The sequence below is a fragment of the Saliphagus sp. GCM10025334 genome (assembly GCF_042663485.1).
GTDB lineage: Archaea > Halobacteriota > Halobacteria > Halobacteriales > Natrialbaceae > Natronosalvus.
Genome location: NZ_JBHTAF010000001.1, coordinates 477,531 through 496,708, shown reverse-complemented (window position 1 = coordinate 496,708; position 19,178 = coordinate 477,531). Strand labels below are relative to the sequence as shown.

Here is a 19,178-nt window from a genome sequence, read left to right as displayed (position 1 = left end):
CTGTAGTGGGCGGGGTTCGGAAACGACACCTCTACTGAAGTAATACCCATATCCTTTGGGGCGGTATACAAACGCATGCGAACGTTCGACCTCCGCGCCGACAGTACCGGAACGATCGAACTCGTCTGCGAACGAAGTGCCGAAGATGCACCTTCTCCCCGCGTCCGTTCTTTCGCGGGTCGTGATGAATTCGGGCTGCTCGTCGACGATTTGACGCCCGGCGAACGGGTAGTCCTGTTCGTCGATGACGCCGTTCCGGAGGGGTGATCTCGACATTCTCACCTGTTCCGGACAGACTAGAGATTGTCGATCAATCCCGCTCGAGGAGTGATCGGTTTCGTTCACGCCGAATCGCCCCCGTTTTTCAGCGTCTGATACGCACTCTGCACTCGCTTGAACGCGGCTTCTGAGCCTCCGTTGTCGGGATGGGCGTCTTTGATCCGCTCGCGGTAAGCGTCGCGAATATCATCGTGAGTCGCGTCCGGAGCGACCTCGAGGACGGCGTAATGTGACGGCGCGGCTTCGACGGCCTCACCAGCACTCGGGAGTCGAAGTTTCTGATATTCGCTTTCGGCGGTGACCGTACCGCGCTGTTCCTGCATTCGAGTTTCGTGTAGGTAGTGGTAGAGATCCTGCGCGTTGTCACGCAGGTTATCCCACCGATCACAGGCCGCGGCCATCTGGTCGCCGTCTTTCGTGAAGTAGGCGACGACGCCTGGATCATCTGGCCGCGTAGCGTTGGCATAAGGGAGGTTCGGGTTTTGTTTGAGGTGATCGGCACCGCTCTCGAGTTGGACGTCGGTCACTTCATCCCACGAGTTCAGTTCGCCAAGGATGTTCTCGAAAGCACGCCGAGTCGGAACGCGGAAGTTCCCCGGATAGGCCTCACGCTCCTCCGGTGGCGTCCGTGGGAACGATTCTGGCCACTCGAGGTCAGACATCGGCCTCACCTCCGTGGCGACCAGGCGCGATCTCGGGATCGGGAATCGCGACGTCGACGCCGGCACCGCTCCCGCGGCTCAGGCGACGGAACGAATCGCACTCGCCGCAGCGGTGGGCGCGATCCGACGAGTCACCGTAGACGCGGCGGAATTGCTCGCTAACGTGGGCGCCGCAGTGGTTGCACCTGCTGTCCGCTGAGTGTGTGAATAATTCAGCAGACATGCGGCCACCTCGAAGAGCCGTTTTCGACAGTCTGAACTACTCGAGATAGTTGCAGACTGAAAGACAGTAAATTTCGAGTGGGACCGCCGAGAGTCGAACTCGGGTCCTACGGACCCCATCCGCAGAGGATACCACTACCCCACGGTCCCGCATCTCGAACGATGCGCGTGTGTTGTTTAAGGGTATCGCTTCGGGGGCAGGGTGTGACTCTTTCGCTCGCCCCTGCGAACCCATCGCCCTACCTGGACCCCCAGCCAGGAGTGCTACCGGCGGGGGAACGTTTTTCTCGTCCCGGTTCAACCTCCGCACATGAGCGATTTCGACCTCGACCTGCGAACCGTCGAGGAACACATCGACGACGAACTCGAGCTCGAGGGGAGCATCCTGCTGGACGTCCTCGACGGCTCGAAAGAACCCGAAGAGTGGCTCGAGGCCGTCAACGCGGGCAACGTCCTGGTACTGAACGTCAACGGCGACGTCAACGAACTGGCGGCGGGCTTCGCTCGAGACATCAAGGAAGCGGGCGGCTCGTTAGTCCACTTTCGGGGCTTCTTGATCGTCGCGCCCCCGGGCGTCGACGTGGATACGAGTCGCCTCTAACGGGTTTCGTTTTTCAGTCCTCGAACACGGTCAGGTGATGGCCGTCGGGGTCGCGCGCAACGAGCCGGGAGTCGGATCGCTCGAGCGAGCAAACCCACTCCTCGAGCGCGGCTTCGACGGCGTCCAGGTCGTCCGTCTCGAATCCCAGGTCGACGTGGACGCCGCCCCTGGCGTCGGCCAACCCTAGTTGCGGTTCCCAGAGTTCGAGCGCGACGGGGCCGTTCATCCGAACGCGACGGCGATCCGAGCCGCGGTCGACGGTCTCGAACCCCAGACGTCCGTAGCGGTCCTCGGCGTCCTCGAGCGATGCGACCTCGAGGACGACCTCGAACACGCCGTCGATGCCCGGCCCTGGAACGTCTCCCTGGCCCAGTTCCACGCAGTTGCCGTCGGGGTCGTAGAGGTAGAGCGAGCGAGCGTCCCCGAAGGTGTGTTCCTGGAGGTCGTGTTCGTCCTCGAGTGCGTCCCACCAGTCGTCGTACTCGGTAGCTGGGATCGAACAGGCGTAGTGGGTGTGGAGCCCGCCACGCGGGAGTCCCGTCGGCCGCCGGAGGACCAGGTCCGTCCCGCCGGCGTCGAGCGCGACCGCTCGCCCACTGTCGTCTGGCATCTCGTCTATGCGCTGAGCGAGGGGTCGATCCGCGACCGACAACTCGAGCGTCTCCTCGTAGAATCGACGTGCAGGCTCGAGAAACTCGACCTCCAGCCCCAGCCAGGCCAGCCTGGTCAGCATACGTCCGAGTACGTCCGACGGCTTCAAAGTCCCATCGCTGTCACAAACGTCGGAGCGGTTCGACGACGTGTTGGCGAGCCTGTATGACGTTTATAGTCGTCGCGTTCGAAGGGCTACTCATGAGCTTTCGTGTCGACGAGAGTGAGACTGCCCTCCAGGAGATCGACCGATTCGACGGCGGCGTCGGCTGGATCGCCCATCCGGAGGAGGCGATGGAACGGGCCAGCCACGCCCTCGAAATCGACGGCGAGGTCTGGGTGTTCGATCCCGTCGACGCAGATGGGGTCGACGAATTGCTCACGTCGCTCGGCGAGGTGGTCGGCGTCGTCGTCATGCTCGACCGACACAAGCGCGACGCGGGAGCGATCGCCAAACGCCACGACGCCGCGGTCTACCTACCCGAGTGGTTCGACGGCGTGAGCGAGGAGGTCGGCGCACCGGTCGTCAGGTTTGGCGACGAACTCGCGGACACGGGCCTCGAGTCGTTCGTGGTGAAGGACGGGCGCTTCTGGCAGGAGGTCGGGGTGTACGACCCCGCTCGCAGAACGCTGATCGTCCCCGAATCACTCGGGACAGTGGCGTACTTCCGGGCGGGCGACGAACCGCTGGGCGTCCATCCGATGCGCCGTCTGTCGCCCCCGCGTGGGACGCTCAGCGGCTACCGACCCGACCGAATTCTGGTCGGCCACGGCGAGGGCATCCACGACGACGCTGCTCGGATTCTGTCGGAGACCCTCGATACGTCGCGGCGACGAACGCCCAGAGTGTACGCCGGGGCGGTTCGACAGTTCCTGCCGTTTTGACCCTGAGGCCCAAACGAAGGCCGCGAGCCAACCCACGACGGGAACAGGTCTTTGTAGCTTCCGGGCGGAACTCGAGTCGTAAACGTGGTCTACATCACCCGCGGGCTGGTCGACGTCTTGCTAGAGCTGGCAGCCGACGCCGAGCCGTCGCGACTGACGACGGGCCTCTCCGTCTCGGAGTCGTCGACACTCGAGGGTGCCGATGCCGGTGTACTCCCCGCGGAGGCGCCGGTGTTCACTGACTTCTTCCTGCCCGATCCCGGCAACGCGGTTAATGCCGTCTTCGGCGTCACCCTGTCGACGCCCGCCAGGGAGACCCAGGGCCGATTCGTCTCCCATCCGACCGGCGAACTACTGGTCACGCGACGGGACGACCTCGCGGAGGTCGTCTTCGTCGCCGTTCCGCCGTGGGAGCCGACGCCCGAGTCGTTCGCCGCCTTCGACCGGGCTGGCGAGCGACTACCGCTCGAGATCGTCGACGCGGAGCCGCCGGTGGAATCGCTCGAGTAGTCTGGCTCGACGTTTTCGGGGACTCGTCGGCGAACTCGCCGTGGACTAATTGTCGAACCGTCACTCGGGAAATAGCTCCTCACGCCGCTCGATCGTGTCGATCACGTCGACGTCGCCGGACTCGAGATTGAGTCCGGCTGCGTCGAGATTGGCCTCGAGGTGCTCGCGGCTGCTGGCTTTCGGAATCGCGTGGACGCCGTCGTGAGTGAGGACCCACGCGAGTGCCACCGCCTCGGGCGTCGTTTCGTGCTTCTCGGCGACCGCCACGATGGGCTCGAGGTCGCGCACTCGACCACCGGCGAGCGGCGAGTAGGCGACGACGGGGTACTCGTAGCGTCGAGCGTGCTCGAGCAGGCCTGGAGACCGAAAGAGCGGGTGGAACTCGACCTGGTGGGCAGCGATCGGGGCCACGAGGATCGATCGGGCGGTCTCGAGCTCCTCGCGTGTGAAGTTGCTCAGGCCGACGTGTTCGATCCAGCCGCGCTCGCGGAGGCTGTCGAACGCGCGGAGCGTCGCCTCAGGGTCGTAGGTCTCGATCGGTCGGTGGACGTACAGCAGATCGATCGTCTCCACCCCGAGGCGCTCACGGCTTGCGTCGGTGCTGTCGATCACGTCGTCGGGGGCGAGGCTGTCGGCCCAGACCTTGGTGGCGACGGTGAGCTCGTCTCGTGGGACGTCGCTCCGGGCGATTCCCTCACCGACGACGGCCTCGTTGCCGTAGATCTGTGCGGTGTCGAGGTGACGGTAGCCGACCTCGAGGGCGGTCGCGATCACGTCCGGGTCCTCGATGTCCATCGTGCCGAGACCGATCGGTGGCAGGTCCATGTGATGACTATCGGCCGGCGGTATTTCGGTGTCCCGGTCGGCTATCCGAGCCTCGCGCTTCGCGCCGTCTCGGGCCGCCCGAGACCACCGTCTTCTTAACCGTGCGTTTCGATCCTCGAGTAATGAGTATCCCCTCCTTCGTCATCGGGATCGCCGGGGGAACGGGCGCCGGGAAGACGTCCGTCGCCCGCGACGTCGCCGAGGCGGTCGGCGAAGCCGTCACTCGAATCCCCGTCGACAACTACTACGAGGACCTCTCACACCTCGAGTACGAGGAACGGACCGAGGTCAACTACGACCACCCCTCGGCCTTCGAGTGGGAACTCCTGCGCGAGCACCTCGATACGCTCTCGATGGGGCAACCGGTCGAGATGCCCCAGTACGATTTCGAGCGCCACAACCGAATGGACGAGACGGTCACCGTCGAGCCCACGGACGTCATCGTCGTCGAGGGGATCCTCGCGCTGTACGACGACGTGATCCTCGAGATGCTCGATCTCTGCGTCTACGTCATGACCGACGCCGACGTCCGCATCCTCCGGCGAATCCAGCGGGACGTGATCGACCGCGGTCGGGACCTCGAGGGCGTCATCGACCAGTACCTCGAGACGGTCAAGCCTATGCACGAGCGATTCGTCGCGCCAACGAAGAAGCACGCGGACGTCATCATCCCCGAGGGGGTCAACCGGATGGCGATCGACCTGCTCACCGAGAAGATCGAGTCGGAGCTCTCCGAGGAGTTCGAGCCGCGAGAACCACTCGAGACGCTGGATCACGACTGAGGCTGCGGTTTTCTCCGTTCTCGTTTCAGCCGCGACGACTCGAGCCCGATCAGTCGTCGGTCAGCACTCCATTCTCGCCGACTGCGATCAGTCGTCGGCCGGCGCTCCGCCCTCGCCGACCGGCTCGACCTCCGCCGCGGCTGCCTTGTACTCCGGAATCTTTGCCAGCGGGTCCAGCACGTCGTTCGTCAGCGTGTTCGCTCGGGCGTCCGAAAAGTGCGGGGTGGTCCACACGACGCCCTCCTTGATGTCCTCGGTGACGTTCGCCTCGAGGACGATCTCGCCGCGGCGGGACCGGAGCACGACGTACTCCCCGTCCTCGATTCCCCGTTTCGCGGCGTCGGCGGGGTGGACGTCGACGAAGTTCTCGGGGGTCTTCCGGCGAAGCGTCGGGGAGCGGGTACTCATCGTCCCCGTGTTGTAATGTTCCTCGAGGCGTGCGGTCGTGAGGACCAGCGGGAACTCGTCGTCCGGAACCTCGTCTGGCGCCTGGTGGCGAACGCCGCGGACGACGCCGAGGCCGTCCTCGGTATCGAACGATTCGGCGTAGAGGTACTGATCGCCCTCGTTGCCCGGTTCGTAACAGGGCCACTGGATGCCCTCGCGGCCGATGCGGTCGTAGGTCATGCCGTGGTAGATCGGACACACCTCCCGGAGTTCCTCGAAGACGGCCTCGGGGCCGTCGAAGTCGAATCCCGAACCGAAGAGGCGGGTGCCGACATCACAGAGGATGTCGAGGTCGTGGCGGGTGTTTCCGGGGACGTCGGTCACTTTGCGCATCCGCTGAACGCGTCGGTCGGTATTGGTGACCGTGCCGCCGCGTTCGGCCCACGACGTGGCGGGCAAAATTACGTCCGCGAATTCCGCCGTGCCGGTCATGAAGATGTCCTGGACGACGAGGAACTCGAGGTCGGCTATGCGTTTTTCGACCTCGAGGGCGTCGGGTTCGCTCATCACCGGGTTCTCGCCCATGACGTAGAGTCCGTGGATCGAGTCGCCGATGGCGTTCGAGACTTCGACGTTCGTCAGCCCCGGTTCGGGCGGAATCTCGAAGCCCCAGACCGATTCGACCGCTTCCCGGGCTTCGTCGTCGTCGACGTTCTGGTACCCGGGCAGGACGTTCGGCATCGCGCCCACGTCGCAGGTGCCCTGGACGTTGTTCTGGCCGCGAAGCGGGTTGACGCCCGTGCCGGGCCGCCCGACGTTGCCGGTCACCAAAGCGAGGTTGACCTCGTTTTGCACGTTGTCGACGCCGCAGGCGTGCTGGCTCATGCCCATGCCGGTGAAGATAGCGGCGCTATCGGCCTCGGCGAAGATCCTGGCGGCCTCCTGGATGTCCCCGAGCGGAACGCCGCAGGTGTCGGCGGCCGCCGCCGCGTCGAAGTCAGTGAGGGTCGCCTCGAGATGATCGAACCCTCTCGTTCGTTTTCTCACGAAGTCCTCGTCGTACAGCCCCTCCTCGAGAATCGTGTGCAGGACGACGTTCAGCAGCGGGATGTCGGTTCCGGGTTCGAGTTGGAGGTGGACGTCGGCGTCCCGGCTCGTCTTGTTCGCGTGGGGGTCGACCTGGATCAGCGTCGCCCCCTCGCGGACGGCCCGCCGGAAGTAGTTGCTGTGGGCGATGACGTGTTGCTCGGCCGGGTTCGCCCCCTGAACCCAGTAGACGTCGCCGTGGCTCTCGAGGTCGGCCATGCTGTTGGTCATCGCGCCGGCGCCCAGACTCTGGCGGAGCGTGTAGACGGTCGAGGCGTGACACATCCGAGTGCAGTTGTCGACGTTGTTCGTCCCGTAGCGGCGGGCGAGCTTCTGAAGCAGGTAGTTCTCCTCGTTCATCACCTTCGAGGAGCCGAAGAAGCCCACTGCGTCGGGGTCGTGTTCCTCGTGGATTCGCTCGAGTTCCGAGACGGTCAAGTCCAGCGCCTCGTCCCAGGTCGCTTCGCGGAACTCACCGTCTTCGCGGATCAACGGCGTCTTCAACCGATCCTCGTGGTTGACCACCTGCGGCGAGGCCCCGCCCTTGATGCACAGCGCGCCCTCGTTCACGGGCGCGTCGAACCACGGCTTCAGGGACACCTCACCGGGTTCCTCACCTTCCTGTAAGGTGAGTCCACAGCCGACGCCGCAGTACGGACAGATCGTCTCGATACCCTCGTTCTCGGAACCCATATTGTCGATTGCTACCATTGCACGTATCAGTCTTTGGGAGTCTCGAGCGGACAGTCACCGGGCGGGATGGATCGACGGGACGAATCGCCACAATCGTTCGATCGGTCCGGAAACGGTTTTTGTCGGTTCGGGTCGTCGGTCGACTCGATGGACGGACCTGCAACTGGGGAACTCGAGCGGGCGGCCGTCGCCTACAAGTCCTACGAGCCGTTCGCGACCGTCGAGGACGAGCGTCTCGCGACGCTGCCCGAGGCGTTCGCGGACGGCTCGTTCCTCTGGAAAGACGTCGAGTGGGTCGTTCGCTGGTACACCCGACGAACGCTCTCGAGCGAGCCACACCCGGCGGAGTCGGCGTTTCGAGAGAACGGATGGGACGACCTCGAGGCGGCGGTCGAGACGGCTGTCGATGCCGCGAGAGTAGACGACGCAGGGGCGGCGCTCGAGGCGTTGACCGCGCTCGAGGGCGTCAACGTGCCCATCGCCTCGGCATTTCTGCACTACGTCGATCCCGGACGCTACCTCGTCGTCGACCAGCAGTTGTGGAACGCAGTGGCCGAACGCGGCTCGCTCGAGGTTCCGCCTCCCGATCCGATCGACGCCGAGGACTACCAATGTTACCTCGAGTCCTGCCGAGCGCTCGCTCACGAACACGATCTCGGGCTGGTGTCGCTGTACCGGGCGCTGTGGCGACTCGGAAGTGACGGACTGGCGTAACGAGTGCACTGCTTTCGAGCTGGTCCTCGAGGCCTCGAGGGAAAACACCATACGTTTCGTGCCCGTCGTACGGGTATGCCGAACGATAGAACGACAGTCGGAGACGTCATGTCCAGTCCGCTGGAAACGATTTCGAAGGACGCGACAGTGATGGACGCCGCCCAACGGATGCGCGACGAGGATATCAGCGCCCTCGTCGTTCTGACCACGCCGCGAGCGATCATCAGCAGCACGGACGTGCTCGAGGCAGTTGCACAGGGGCGGAACGTTTCGGAATTGCAGGTGACCGACGTGATGACGTCCGACGTCGAGACGGCTACCCCGGATCTCTACATGGAGGAAGTCGCCGCGATGATGACGACGTACGGGATCAAGCACCTCCCGGTCGTCGACGGCGACTACGTCGGTATGGTCTCCTCGACCGACGTGACCGCTCACCTCTCCGAGTCTCCGCGTTGAACGGGCTCGAGACTCCCCACGCTGACATCGAGTCCAGGGCCCCCGTTGTAACCGGGGCTGAAAACCGGAACTCACTCGAGGACGGTCACCAGCGGCTCCTCGCGGATCATGCTCGTGAGAACGACCGTAGAGATCCGACCCTCGCTCGCCCCGCCGTCCTCGAGAATCGCCTCTCCGATGGCTCGAGCGGTCTCGAGGTCGCCGTCGTCGTCGACCATGTTCACGACCGGAACGAAGGACGCGTTCTCGGGAACTCGTTTCAGCCCGCCGTCGGGATGGGTGAGGACGGTCGCGACGTCCGTCGGCGTGATCGGCTCGTCGACAGCCCGCCCGGTGAGTTCGGCCACGCGCTCGGGCCGGTGAACGGTCTCGACGTTGAGGGGGCGCCCGACAGCGTGACAGCTAGCGATGGCGAGAACGGTGTCTGCGACGGACGGGATCTGGGGTTCGCGTTCGTTCGGCGCCTTGAACAGCCGCGTCCGGGCGCCGTCGGCCTTGACGAGCACGTGGTCGACGCCGTCAACGTCGGCGATCCCGTCGATCTGATCCGGTTCATATCCTCGATAGCGGTCGCTCCTGTCTCGCTCGGGGACCAGTCCGAGGGGCCAGGCGGGCGGGTCGCTCTCGAAACCGTCGTCGTTCTCGAGTCTTGCCTTGAGTACCGCTACCGGATCGGGCGTGAGCACCACGTCAGCCACGTGCTCGTCGAAGATCGGAATCCGAACCGTCGCCGTCACCACGGCGCGCTCGAGGCGGTCGGCGAGCGCGTAGAGCGTCGACTTCTTTCCGCCGGCGCCGACGACGGCCGTCACGCCTGTATCGGCCTCGAGCGCCTGGACGAGCGAGTCGGTCATGACTCGAGGATGGGTAGAAGCGGGCAAAAACCTAGGCGAATGCCGATCACCCGAGCCGTGTCCCGGTCACCCGATCCAGGTCAACGCCGTCGCCGCCCAGGTGTAGCCCGTGCCGGCGGCGAGGAAGCAGACCAGGTCGCCTTCCTCGAGTAATGCGTCCTGTCGGCCGTCCTCGAGGGCGAGGATCTGGTCGACGCTCTGGACGTGGCCGTAGGCGTCGAGATAGACGCCGTCGGTCGCCGGATCGAGCCCCAGTTCCTCGAACAGCAGATCGTGAAACGACCGCTTCATGTGGGTGACGGCGACGAATTCCAGATCGTCGCGAGCGAACCCGGAGCGCTCGAGGGCGGTGTCCGCTACCTCGAGGTAGTTCGGGAGCGAGACGGGCGCGAGCCGTTCTTTCATCCCGTCGGGGTCGGGCACGTCGAGGGTGTGTCGCCCCGCGGCGGCGCTCTCCTCGCTGGCGGGGTCGATCGAGCCGCCAGCGGGCATTATAACGTCCTTCGAGAACGAACCGTCTGTGAGGGCCGCGCTCTCGTGGACCAGCGCCCGTGCCCGGGAGCCGGGATTGGCGTCCAGGACCATCGCGCTGGCCCCGGAGCCGAAGTTGAACATGAACGAGGACTGCTCGTTCTCGTAGTCGACCAGGTCCTCCTCGCGACTGCCGGCGACGAGCAGGGCGGTCTCGAGGTGGTCGACCTGCAGCTGAGCTCGCACCTGTCGGATCGCGATCGGCGCCCCGGCACAGAGGGTGTAGCTCTCGGTGGCGAAGGCGTTCTCCGCGCCAAGCCGTTCGGCCACGTTGGCCGCGGCCGACCAGACGACGTGATCCTTGAACTCGCTCCCGTGGTAGAGCACGAGGTCGACGTCCTCGGGATCGCAGTCGGCCATCTCGAGGGCGTCCTCGGCGGCGGCCACGCACATGTCGGTGACGTGGTCGTCGTCGGGTGGACAGACGCGCTTCTCGCGGACGCCCATCTTGTCGACGACCACGGACTCCGGGATCCCGCTCTGGGCAGCGATCTCCTCGCCGGTGACGACCTCGTCGGGGAGGTAGCGCCCGTAGCCGGTCAGGCCGACGGTCGTCATCGCAGGTCACCTCGCGTGGGGGAAGGGTCGACTCGAGTTCGGTGCCGGTGGCCGATCGGGCAGTCGCGATACTGTGGTCGTGGTCGTAGAGTGGTGAAACGTGAAGTCATCGTCGGTAGCGTTCGAGGTGGGCCGGCAGTCGGCTTGCGACGGTCCCGCCGAGTCGGTCGCGGATCGACCCGAGCAGGCCGTTGGGGACGAACAGCACGAACAGCACGAAGACGATTCCCAGGTACAGCGGCGCGCGTCCGTCGATCACCGTGTTGATCACGTCGAGGAACGTCACGCCGGCGACGTCCGCGTTCAGGACGCTCTCGGGGAGCCCACCCCGGAGGTACGGTGCGAGTCCGCCCTGTTGGGAGGAGAGTACGTCCTCGAGCCACTCGAAGGTGAACGCGCCGAAGAGCGGCCCGGCGAGCGTCCCGATGCCACCGATGATCGTCACGATGAGTGCGTCGGCCGTGACGAGGAAGTAGAACGTCGTGTCGGGGGAGGCGCTGCTCCGGTAGGCCGCGAACAGCGCGCCGGCGATGGCGGCGAAGAAGGCGCTCATGGCGAAGGCAGCCATCTTGTACCAGAAGACGTTGTAGCCGACGGCGCGGGCGCGTTCCTCGTTCTCCCGGATGGCGATCATCACGCGACCGAACGGGGAGTGGATGATCCGCTGCATCGCGAAGTACGAAAGGACGACGATGATCCCGATGGCGTAGTAGGAAGTCATCGTCGCCGAGACATCGATGCCGGTTCCGAGGACGTTCTCGAAGCTATCGCCGGCGAGCCGGCCGAGTGCGACCGAGAGGGAGTCGACGTAGGGGACGCCCACCTCGGGAGTCGGTCCGGCGAGGTTCGGTCCCTGCTGGGGGTTCGAGCCGACGTAGTCCCAGTTGCGCACGAGCTGGTAGAGCACCTGGGCGAACCCGAGGGTGAGCATGGCGAAGTACACCCCCGACAGCCGGAACGAGACCGCGCCGATCGCCAGCGCGAAAACGACGGCGAGCAGCGCCCCCAGCAGCATCGTCACCATGAACGGCGTGCTGTCGGGGAGCCCCGGCACTTTCCCGTTGGCCACGAGGACGATGAAGTACGCTCCGATGCCGTAGAACGCGGCGTGACCGAACGAGAGGTAGCCCGTGTAACCGCTGACGAAGTCGAAGCTCATCGCGAACAGCCCGAGGAAGAGCATCGCGATCAGGAACGTCGTCGCCGGGAGGAACGCGTCGAAGAACGCGCCTGGGTCGACGATACCGACGCCGACGTCCAGCGCCGGAAACGCGGTTAGCGGACCGTAGACGATGGGGTACACCGCGAAGAACGCGATAACCGCGACGTGGACCAGGTGATCGCGGAGGTACTGGCGGGGCCAGTCGCTACCGGCGCGACTGTCACCTCGAGGCGGCGTATCGCGCTCTCGGTTTAACCCCTCGTCGCGTTCTTCGGTGGCCTCGGTCTCGAGGTCGGACGAGGAGCTAATGGCCGCCCACCTCCTCGACGCCGTACAGTCCCTGGGGGCGGATTACGAGAGCGATCACGAGTAACGTGAACAGCGTGACTTCGGAGAGGCCCGGGAAGGGCACGGTCCCGGAGGTGAACAGCCACGTCGTCAGTGAGTCCGCCAGCCCGACGACAAGAGCGGCGACGACCGTCCCCTTGAACGAGCCAAGTCCGCCGATGACGACGACCACGAACGCGTACAGCAGGACCTCGAGGTTGAGCAGCACGCTCGGGCCGGCGGTCGGGTCCCACATGAGGAAGACGCCGCCGACGGCTGCCAGGCCGGTCCCGAGGCCGAAGACGATGGTGAACGCCCGACGGACGTCGATCCCGAGGGCCTCGACCATCTCCGAGTCCTCGCTGCCGGCCCGGATGTAGAGACCGTACAGCGTCCTGGTCAGGAACGCCCATACGACGACGGCCAGGATCGCGCCGGCGACGATGGCGAACAGGTAGAATCCGCGGATACGGGCGCCAAAGAGCGTCAGCAGAATCTCCGACGGCGCGTCGAGGGCCGACGGAATCGTCGCCTGCGCTCCGGACCACTTCGGCTCGGGCTGGATGCCCCGAGCGGTGGCGACGATTCTGGCGACCTCTTCGAGGATGAGCCCGACGCCGAAGGTCAGCAGGATCTGGTACATCGGCGTACGGTCGTAGATCGGGCGAACGAGGCCAACCTCGAGGGCGGCGCCGACGGCTGTCAACAGCGCGAAGACGATAGCCACGACGACGACGAAGAAGAGGATTCGGGTCGCCGCGCCCGCGCTCGAAGCGACGAGCAGGACCATCAGAACGCCGCCGACGTAGGAGCCGACCATCGCGAACGCGCCGTGAGCGAAGTTGAGCACGCCCATCAGCCCGAAGACGAGGGTGAGGCCGATGGCGATGATGAAGTAGATGGACGCCTTACCGAGGCCCTCGATGAGGATGCGGGCGACGGTGTCGAGCCCCTCGAGCGGGGCGACAGATGCGACAGCGGCGAACGCTCCGACCCACTCGAACCCGAACGAGGACTCGAGCAGTCCGACGACGCCGATTCCAGCTGTGGCCTCGAACAGTCCGACAATGACGGGGCCGGTTCCGGCCTCGAGCATCGCCAGGAGCGAGACGAACAGTGCGTTCGCGAGAGGGAGAGACGAGAACGAACTGATCGTGCCGAACGAATCGATCATGCCGAGAGATACCTCCGTATCTGTTCGTCGTCGGCGGTGACGCCCTCGGTCGACCCCGACTCGACGACCGTACCGTGATCGAGCAGGTAGAACCGGTCGGCGAGGTCCATCGCCAGCGGGAAGTTCTGCTCGACCAGCACCATCGTAGTGTCCGCGGAGACGTCGCGCAGGGCCTCGACGACCTGCTCGACGATCAGCGGGGCCAGTCCCTCGCTCGGCTCGTCGACCAGGAGGAGGTCGTTCCCACCGACGATGCCCCTGGCGATAGCCAGCATCTGCTGTTGGCCGCCGCTCAGGTTCCGGGCTTCCTTCTCGCGGAAGCGCTCGAGGTCCGGGAACAGGTCGAACATCTCCGCGCGGAGTGCTTCGAAATCGCCCTCCGGGCCGACCGCGACCCGCAGGTTCTCCTCTACGCTGAGGTAGCCGAACATCCGTCGCTCCTCGGGCACCCAGCCGATGCCGCGAGAGGCGACCTCGTGCGTCGGGAGGTCGGTGACGTCCTCGCCCGCGTAGCGAACCGTTCCCTCTTGCGGCGGCGTCAACTGGAGGATCGTCCGCAGGGTCGTCGTCTTGCCGACGCCGTTGCGCCCGATTAGGGCCACGACTTCTCCTTCCTCGACGTGGAGGTCTACGCCCTGGAGGATGTGGCTCTCGCCGTAGTACGTGTGGACGCCCTCGAGTTCGAGCAGGCTCACGACACCACCCCCGCAGGCGAATCGCTGCCGTCGTCAGTTTGGGACGCTCCGCCGTCACTGCCCCCCTCGCTGCCGTCATCGTCGCCCTCGTAACCACCCAGATACGCGCGCTGAACGGCCTCACTCTCGCGAACCGTCTCGGGTTCGCCGTCGGCGATCAATTCGCCGCGATTGAGCACCGCGATACGGTCGCTGATCCCCATGACGACGTCCATGTTGTGTTCGATAAGCATGACCGCGTGATCGACGGCGACGTCCTCGATGATCGCCGTCACCTGGTCGACGTCCTCGCTCGAGACGCCCGCGGTCGGTTCGTCGAGCAACAGGACGTCCGGATCGCCGGCCAGTGCAATGGCGATCTCGAGGTTGCGCTTCTCGCCGTGGCTCAGGTTCTGGGCGGTCCGGTCGGCTTCCGCAGCGAGGCCAACCCGCTCGAGGACGGCCTCGGCCTCGGCGTAGTGGTCGTCGAACGCGCCGACGTTGCGCCAGAACTGCCAGGAGTCGTTGCCGCGGTGGGCCTGGACGGCCACGCGGACGTTCTCGAGGACCGAGACGGTCGGAAAGACGTTCGTGATTTGGTAGGACCGGTGCAGGCCGAGTAGCGCCGTCTCGTGGGGCGGGGCGTCGGTGATGTCGACCCACTGTCTGGACTCGTCACTGGTTGTTGCGGTCGACCCGGTGTCGGTTGCAGTCGATTCAGCGTCGGCGGCGCGACGAGCGCCGTCGCTACCGCTCGGCGCGAACTCGACCGTCCCCTGCGTCGGCTCGAGGACGCCCGTCAACAGGTTGAAAAACGTCGTCTTTCCGGCCCCGTTCGGCCCGATCACCGAGCAGAGTTCGCCGGCCTCGAGGCTGAAGTCGACGCCGTCGACGGCGGTGATGCCGCCGAACTCCTTCGTCAAATTGGTCGTCCGGAGCACCATGACGATCAGTTCAGCGAACAGCTAGCCTCGTCGGCCGGGATCATGACCTCGTCGGCCGGGATGGTCTCGACCGGTTCGCCCGGCATCACGGCGGCGTCCCAGTACTCGGCGACGTCGTCGGTCGTGGGGACGGGCCAGGCGACGGTCATCGCCGAGGCCGCCTGGTTGTTGTGCTCCTGGAAGGTGTACGCGCCCTCGCCCTTCGGCGTGTCAGTCACCGTCATGCCGCGCATCGCGTCGGCGATGTCGCCGCCGTCGACCGAGCCGGTCTCGTCGATGGCCTGGACGAGCGCCGAGCCACCGACGAACGTCCCCGCGCTGAAGAGGTCGGGCATCAGGCCGTAGGCCTCGGTGTGCATATCGATGAAGGCGTCGTTGATCTCGTTGTCGTACTGGTTCCAGTGGTAGCGGGTCGTGAAGGGGCCGAGTCCGGACTCCTGGATGTCCTCGGCCGTGAAGTCCTCGCCGAGGGTCGCCTCGACGGTTTGACCCGTGATCTGGGTCGTCACGAGTTCCGCGAACCCGCCGAAGGCCTGGATCTCGTCGTACGCCATCGCCGTTGGGAGAAACTCCGGCAGCGTGATGAAAGTGAACCCGCCGACGACGCCGTCAGCGCCCTGGTCGAGGGCCTCGTCGAACAGCCCCTCGAACTCGCTGTAGCCCGGTTCGACGAACCGCGGTTCGAGTACCTCGACGCCCTCGTTCTCGAGCACTTCGGTGTAGTTGTTCGCGACGCCTTCGCCGAAGGCACCCTCCGCGGCGAAGATGGCGACCGTCGAGACGTCCCCCTGCTGGGCGACGTATCGACCGCCCGCGCGGGCGTCCATCCCCGTGTGTTCGCTCGCTCGGAAGAGCAACTCGTGACAGTGCTCGCTCGAGGCGGTGATGTCGGCGTCAGCGGACGGTCCCGCGATGTACGGAATCCCGGCCTCGTCGAGGATGTTCGCCGAGATGCGACGCGCAGAGTCGGAACTCGAGGCGCCAAAGAGGAGGTCGACCTCCTCGTCCAGCACGAGGCTTTCGGCGGCCTCCTGGGCCGTGTCCGGCACGAACCCGGTGTCCTCGACGATGAACTCGAAGGTTGGCCCGTCGTCGGGGTCGAGGGTGTGAGTTCCCGTCGTCATCTCGGTGACGGGGTCGACGTCGTACTTGTAGGCGATGCCCGAGTAAAAGCCCATGAGGCTGATCTGGCCGTAGTACTCGAGGTCGCCGGAGACGGGCTGGAGGGCGCCGATGCGGATCGTCTCGTCGGAGACCTGCTGGCTGCCGTCGCCGTCGCCGTTTCCGTTACCGTTGCCACCGTTCCCGCCGTTTCCACCATTACCGCCGTTGCCACCGTTCCCGCCGTTGCCGTTTCCGTTCTCGTCCGCGATACACCCTGCCAGTCCGGCCGATCCGAGCGCGGCGAGCGCACCCGTTCGCCGGAGCACGTCCCGCCGGTTGGTACCTCGTGCCATACTAGCTCACTAGATGGATTCCCCCTCCTAAGCAGGGACGGTTGGTATACGAACCTCGAGGCGTCGAGGGCCGTCTCGAACGTGTGTATTCGCTATAGAATGTGTACTAAAACAATATAAAAGATTTAGTGGTATCGACTGTTTACCCGTGGCCAGCATCGCCACGTCATACAGCGTTTCGAGGTTGACGGCCTCGGAGTGGTCCGCAAAGTCGAAAGTGCCGAACGGTTGGCCGCCTCGAGCGGCGGCGCGTCTCGCCAATTCGGTCTCCAGGCCTCGGTCCCAATCCCTGGCGACTCGAGCGCGTTCGGAACTCGAGGCAGGCCCTCGGAGTCAGTTCAGCCGAAAACCGGCACAGGCTCGTCGACCTCGAGTACGTCCGAGAACGCGACGGTGTCGCCGATTTCGGCGTCACAGTCGGCCTCGAGACGGGCGGTCACGCGAGCGTTCCCTTCCGTGCCGAGATCGATCACCGCGACGCGATAGCCGCCCTCGAAAGCCGCCGGGGCGACGGCGATGCTCGTAACGGTGTACACGGTCCCCTCCGTTGGCAGTTCGACCGTCTCGATCTGGCGGGAGCCACACTCGTTGCAGGCGGCCTTCGGTGCCGCCGTCTCGTTGCCACAGGCGCCACAGCGCTGGCCCAGGAGCCGACGGTCGCGGAGCGCCGCGGTCCACTCGGCGTGGATCAAGGGGTCGGGGAGTGTGTCGCTCATGCGTCCACCTCCAGAATGGAGACGATGGTGGTTCCGGCGTCGCCACCCAGGTTGTGTGCGAGCCCGCGACGGGCGCCCTCGACCTGGCGCTCGCCGGCCTCTCCGCGGAGATGTTCGGTGAGTTCGACCAGTTGTGCGACCCCGGTGGCGCCGATGGGGTGGCCCTTCGCTTTGAGGCCGCCGCTCGGGTTGACTGGGATGTGACCGCCGAGCGCGGTTTCCCCGTTCGCGGCGGCCGGGCCGCCCTCGCCGTCCTCGAAGAAGCCAAGCGCTTCGATGGCCAGCACCTCAGCGCCGGTAAAGCAGTCGTGAAGTTCGACCACGTCGATGTCGTCGGGGCCGACGCCGGCCTGTTCGTAGGCCTGGCTCGCGGCGTCTCGAGCCGACTGCGTCGCCGTGAAGTCGGCCTTGTCCGCGAGCGGAATCGTGTCCGTGGCGTGACCGACGCCGGAGACGGCGATGGACTCGCCCGAAAGGTCGGCCGCGGCCTCCTCGCTGGCGACGACGACGGCCGCCGCGCCGTCGGAGAACGGACAGCAGTCGAACAGGTGGAACGGCGAGGCGACGATCGGGCTCTCGAGGACCTCCTCGACCGTCGTCTCGGAGCCGAATTGCGCGCGCGGGTTGTAGGTTCCGTGGCGGTGGTTCTTGACCGCGACGGCGGCGAGGTCCTCCTCGGTGGTGCCGTACTCGTGCATGTGACGGGTCGTCAGCAGGCCGAAGACGCCGGGGAAGGAGAGCCCGGTCGGCTGTTCGTACTGGCGGTGAGAAGCCGAAGCGAAGACGGAGGTCATCTCGGGCGTATCGAGGCCCGTCGTCGGCGTACAGCGTTCGACCCCGCCGACGAGGACGACGTCGTGCTGGCCGGCCTCGACCGCGCGAACGGCGTGCTTGAACGCGTTCGAGGAGGTCGCACAGGCGTCCTCGTAGCGCTGGCAGGGGATGCCCGCCAGGCCGATGTGACTCGCCAGCGTCGGCGCGAGGTGGGTATCCTGCTCGGTCTGCCCGCCCATGGCGTTGCCGAGGTAGAACGACTCGATGGCGGGGGCATCGACGCCCGCGTCGTCCATCGCGTCGAACGCCGCGCTCGAGAAGAGTTCCGGTAACGGCTGGTCGTGAACGCCGAAGTTGGTCATGCCAACGCCGACGATACGTGCCTGGTGCATACTCGAACGAAAGTGGTCCGTGCTCAAAAACGATGTGAAATTCCCGTCTAATCGCTGGATCCGCGAGTGCCGTTACTCGAGGTCTGAAACACTGTTATCGAGGTCCTCGAGGGCGTCGACGACCCGTCGGAGGACCTTTCGCTCCGCGCGGCGGACGTTCTTCGAGACGGCCGTGTCGGAGACGTCGAACTCGTTGGCGAGCATCTGCAGGGTCGCTCCCCGGGGCTGGTCGAAGTAGCCCTTCTCCGCCGCGACCGTGAGCGTCTGGCGTTCGACGTCCGAGAGCGACCGACAGCCCTCGATCAGGTTACTCGCTGCGTCGGCGTTGTCGAGCACGTCGAAGAGGTCGGGCAGGTCGAGGGCGTCTTCGGCGAGGACGTCGAACTCGTTGTTGCGCTCGAGGTCGGCGAGGGCGTCGTCGGCCGTCCGGTTCTCGTCGAAGCCGACCTCCCAGCGCTCGCTACCGTCCTCGATGTGGAACGGGCCGGTGATGTAGCCGCCGTTGTCCCGGATGACCCGCATCGCGTTCGTCTCGTCGATGACGGTTCGCAGGAGCGCCGTCCCCTCGTGTTTCTTGAAGAGAGTGCACTCGTACATGTTATCGTGAGCCTGCAGCGTCGAGAGGCCGGACTCGAGCGTCGACCGGTCCTCACCCTCGACCATCATCCGCGTCTCGAGCTCGCGTCGCTGGCCGTCGAACTCCCACTGAACGGCGGTGAACGACACGTCGTGATCGTCGGTCGTGTCGATGAACGGGCAGTCGTACTGCTCCATGTCCAGGGTAAGGTCGATCATTGACACGTATTGTTAGTTGAGCAGCATAACCTTACCCGTCGATTTCGGGACGGAGAGCGGGTGA

The 19,178-nt window shown here is 65.5% G+C and carries 22 protein-coding genes and 1 tRNA gene; 7 read left to right on the top strand and 16 right to left on the bottom strand.

What is annotated here, in order from left to right; genetic code table 11:
* Positions 1 to 75 precede the first annotated feature (75 nt).
* Complete coding sequence (locus ACFQO4_RS02180) at positions 76 to 267, top strand: hypothetical protein (RefSeq protein WP_500259368.1); 192 nt, start codon at positions 76 to 78, stop codon at positions 265 to 267.
* A 74-nt stretch (positions 268 to 341) separates the two neighbouring features.
* Here ACFQO4_RS02180 and ACFQO4_RS02175 read toward each other — a convergent pair whose 3' ends face one another.
* The 3 genes from ACFQO4_RS02175 to ACFQO4_RS02165 all read right to left on the bottom strand — a co-directional run bounded on the left by ACFQO4_RS02175 (position 342) and on the right by ACFQO4_RS02165 (position 1,313).
* Entirely contained in the window at positions 342 to 941 is a 600-nt protein-coding gene (locus ACFQO4_RS02175; protein WP_500259367.1) for a J domain-containing protein, read from the bottom strand.
* The gene (locus ACFQO4_RS02170) at positions 934 to 1,164 is read right to left on the bottom strand and encodes a DUF7563 family protein (RefSeq protein ID WP_500259366.1); all 231 of its coding nucleotides are present in this window, start codon (positions 1,162 to 1,164) and stop codon (positions 934 to 936) included. Before ACFQO4_RS02170 ends, ACFQO4_RS02175 begins: the two co-directional genes overlap by 8 nt.
* Positions 1,165 to 1,242: 78 nt before the next feature.
* Positions 1,243 to 1,313: transfer RNA gene (locus ACFQO4_RS02165), tRNA-Pro, on the bottom strand.
* Between the two features lie 160 nt (positions 1,314 to 1,473).
* Between ACFQO4_RS02165 and ACFQO4_RS02160 the strand changes: the two genes are divergently transcribed.
* Complete coding sequence (locus ACFQO4_RS02160) at positions 1,474 to 1,764, top strand: DUF5779 family protein (protein WP_500259365.1); 291 nt, start codon at positions 1,474 to 1,476, stop codon at positions 1,762 to 1,764.
* Positions 1,765 to 1,777: 13 nt separating this feature from the next.
* Here ACFQO4_RS02160 and ACFQO4_RS02155 read toward each other — a convergent pair whose 3' ends face one another.
* Positions 1,778 to 2,497 carry a VOC family protein gene (locus tag ACFQO4_RS02155; RefSeq protein ID WP_500259364.1) on the bottom strand — a complete coding sequence of 240 codons (720 nt, stop codon included), beginning with the start codon at positions 2,495 to 2,497 and terminating at the stop codon, positions 1,778 to 1,780.
* 119 nt (positions 2,498 to 2,616) lie between these two features.
* On the opposite strand from ACFQO4_RS02155, the gene ACFQO4_RS02150 reads away from it, so the two are divergent.
* Both ACFQO4_RS02150 and ACFQO4_RS02145 read left to right on the top strand, forming a co-directional pair.
* Entirely contained in the window at positions 2,617 to 3,300 is a 684-nt protein-coding gene (locus tag ACFQO4_RS02150) for a hypothetical protein (RefSeq protein WP_500259363.1), read from the top strand.
* Between the two features lie 84 nt (positions 3,301 to 3,384).
* Positions 3,385 to 3,810, top strand: coding sequence for a JAB/MPN domain protein-containing protein (locus tag ACFQO4_RS02145; RefSeq protein ID WP_500259362.1), 426 nt, complete (start codon positions 3,385 to 3,387; stop codon positions 3,808 to 3,810).
* A gap of 60 nt (positions 3,811 to 3,870) precedes the next feature.
* Here the strand turns inward: ACFQO4_RS02145 and ACFQO4_RS02140 are convergent, their stop codons facing one another.
* Positions 3,871 to 4,635: an aldo/keto reductase gene (locus ACFQO4_RS02140; RefSeq protein WP_500259361.1), complete on the bottom strand. Its 765-nt coding sequence runs from the start codon at positions 4,633 to 4,635 to the stop codon at positions 3,871 to 3,873.
* A gap of 122 nt (positions 4,636 to 4,757) precedes the next feature.
* On the opposite strand from ACFQO4_RS02140, the gene udk reads away from it, so the two are divergent.
* Positions 4,758 to 5,417, top strand: coding sequence for a uridine kinase (gene udk / locus ACFQO4_RS02135; RefSeq protein WP_500259360.1), 660 nt, complete (start codon positions 4,758 to 4,760; stop codon positions 5,415 to 5,417).
* Positions 5,418 to 5,504: 87 nt separating this feature from the next.
* On the opposite strand, the gene fdhF is transcribed toward udk, so the two are convergent.
* Positions 5,505 to 7,583 (bottom strand): formate dehydrogenase subunit alpha, encoded by a 2,079-nt coding sequence (fdhF, locus tag ACFQO4_RS02130; protein ID WP_500259359.1) that lies wholly within the window; start codon positions 7,581 to 7,583, stop codon positions 5,505 to 5,507.
* A gap of 147 nt (positions 7,584 to 7,730) precedes the next feature.
* Here fdhF and ACFQO4_RS02125 point away from each other — a divergent pair, with 147 nt between their 5' ends.
* Both ACFQO4_RS02125 and ACFQO4_RS02120 read left to right on the top strand, forming a co-directional pair.
* Complete coding sequence (locus ACFQO4_RS02125) at positions 7,731 to 8,297, top strand: 8-oxoguanine DNA glycosylase OGG fold protein (protein WP_500259358.1); 567 nt, start codon at positions 7,731 to 7,733, stop codon at positions 8,295 to 8,297.
* Between the two features lie 75 nt (positions 8,298 to 8,372).
* The gene (locus ACFQO4_RS02120) at positions 8,373 to 8,756 is read left to right on the top strand and encodes a CBS domain-containing protein (protein WP_500259357.1); all 384 of its coding nucleotides are present in this window, start codon (positions 8,373 to 8,375) and stop codon (positions 8,754 to 8,756) included.
* Between the two features lie 71 nt (positions 8,757 to 8,827).
* Here the strand turns inward: ACFQO4_RS02120 and yqeC are convergent, their stop codons facing one another.
* The 10 genes from yqeC to ACFQO4_RS02070 form a co-directional block, all read right to left on the bottom strand.
* Positions 8,828 to 9,610, bottom strand: a complete 783-nt coding sequence (yqeC, locus tag ACFQO4_RS02115; RefSeq protein ID WP_500259356.1) for a selenium cofactor biosynthesis protein YqeC — start codon at positions 9,608 to 9,610, stop codon at positions 8,828 to 8,830.
* A gap of 66 nt (positions 9,611 to 9,676) precedes the next feature.
* A complete protein-coding gene (locus tag ACFQO4_RS02110; protein ID WP_500259355.1) occupies positions 9,677 to 10,699 on the bottom strand; it encodes a 3-oxoacyl-ACP synthase in 1,023 nt (340 codons plus the stop codon).
* Between the two features lie 106 nt (positions 10,700 to 10,805).
* A complete protein-coding gene (locus tag ACFQO4_RS02105) occupies positions 10,806 to 12,035 on the bottom strand; it encodes a branched-chain amino acid ABC transporter permease (protein WP_500260440.1) in 1,230 nt (409 codons plus the stop codon).
* 130 nt (positions 12,036 to 12,165) lie between these two features.
* On the bottom strand, positions 12,166 to 13,362 hold the full coding sequence (locus ACFQO4_RS02100) for a branched-chain amino acid ABC transporter permease (RefSeq protein WP_500259354.1): 1,197 nt from the start codon (positions 13,360 to 13,362) through the stop codon (positions 12,166 to 12,168).
* On the bottom strand, positions 13,359 to 14,057 hold the full coding sequence (locus ACFQO4_RS02095; RefSeq protein WP_500259353.1) for an ABC transporter ATP-binding protein: 699 nt from the start codon (positions 14,055 to 14,057) through the stop codon (positions 13,359 to 13,361). Before ACFQO4_RS02095 ends, ACFQO4_RS02100 begins: the two co-directional genes overlap by 4 nt.
* The gene (locus ACFQO4_RS02090) at positions 14,054 to 14,980 is read right to left on the bottom strand and encodes an ABC transporter ATP-binding protein (protein WP_500259352.1); all 927 of its coding nucleotides are present in this window, start codon (positions 14,978 to 14,980) and stop codon (positions 14,054 to 14,056) included. Before ACFQO4_RS02090 ends, ACFQO4_RS02095 begins: the two co-directional genes overlap by 4 nt.
* Before the next feature lie 5 nt (positions 14,981 to 14,985).
* On the bottom strand, positions 14,986 to 16,437 hold the full coding sequence (locus ACFQO4_RS02085) for an ABC transporter substrate-binding protein (protein ID WP_312907128.1): 1,452 nt from the start codon (positions 16,435 to 16,437) through the stop codon (positions 14,986 to 14,988).
* Between the two features lie 338 nt (positions 16,438 to 16,775).
* A complete protein-coding gene (locus ACFQO4_RS02080) occupies positions 16,776 to 17,153 on the bottom strand; it encodes a Zn-ribbon domain-containing OB-fold protein (protein ID WP_500259351.1) in 378 nt (125 codons plus the stop codon).
* A complete protein-coding gene (locus ACFQO4_RS02075) occupies positions 17,150 to 18,319 on the bottom strand; it encodes a thiolase domain-containing protein (RefSeq protein WP_500259350.1) in 1,170 nt (389 codons plus the stop codon). The genes ACFQO4_RS02080 and ACFQO4_RS02075 overlap by 4 nt, the downstream gene beginning before the upstream one ends.
* Before the next feature lie 72 nt (positions 18,320 to 18,391).
* The gene (locus tag ACFQO4_RS02070) at positions 18,392 to 19,114 is read right to left on the bottom strand and encodes a helix-turn-helix domain-containing protein (RefSeq protein ID WP_500259349.1); all 723 of its coding nucleotides are present in this window, start codon (positions 19,112 to 19,114) and stop codon (positions 18,392 to 18,394) included.
* Positions 19,115 to 19,178 lie beyond the last annotated feature (64 nt).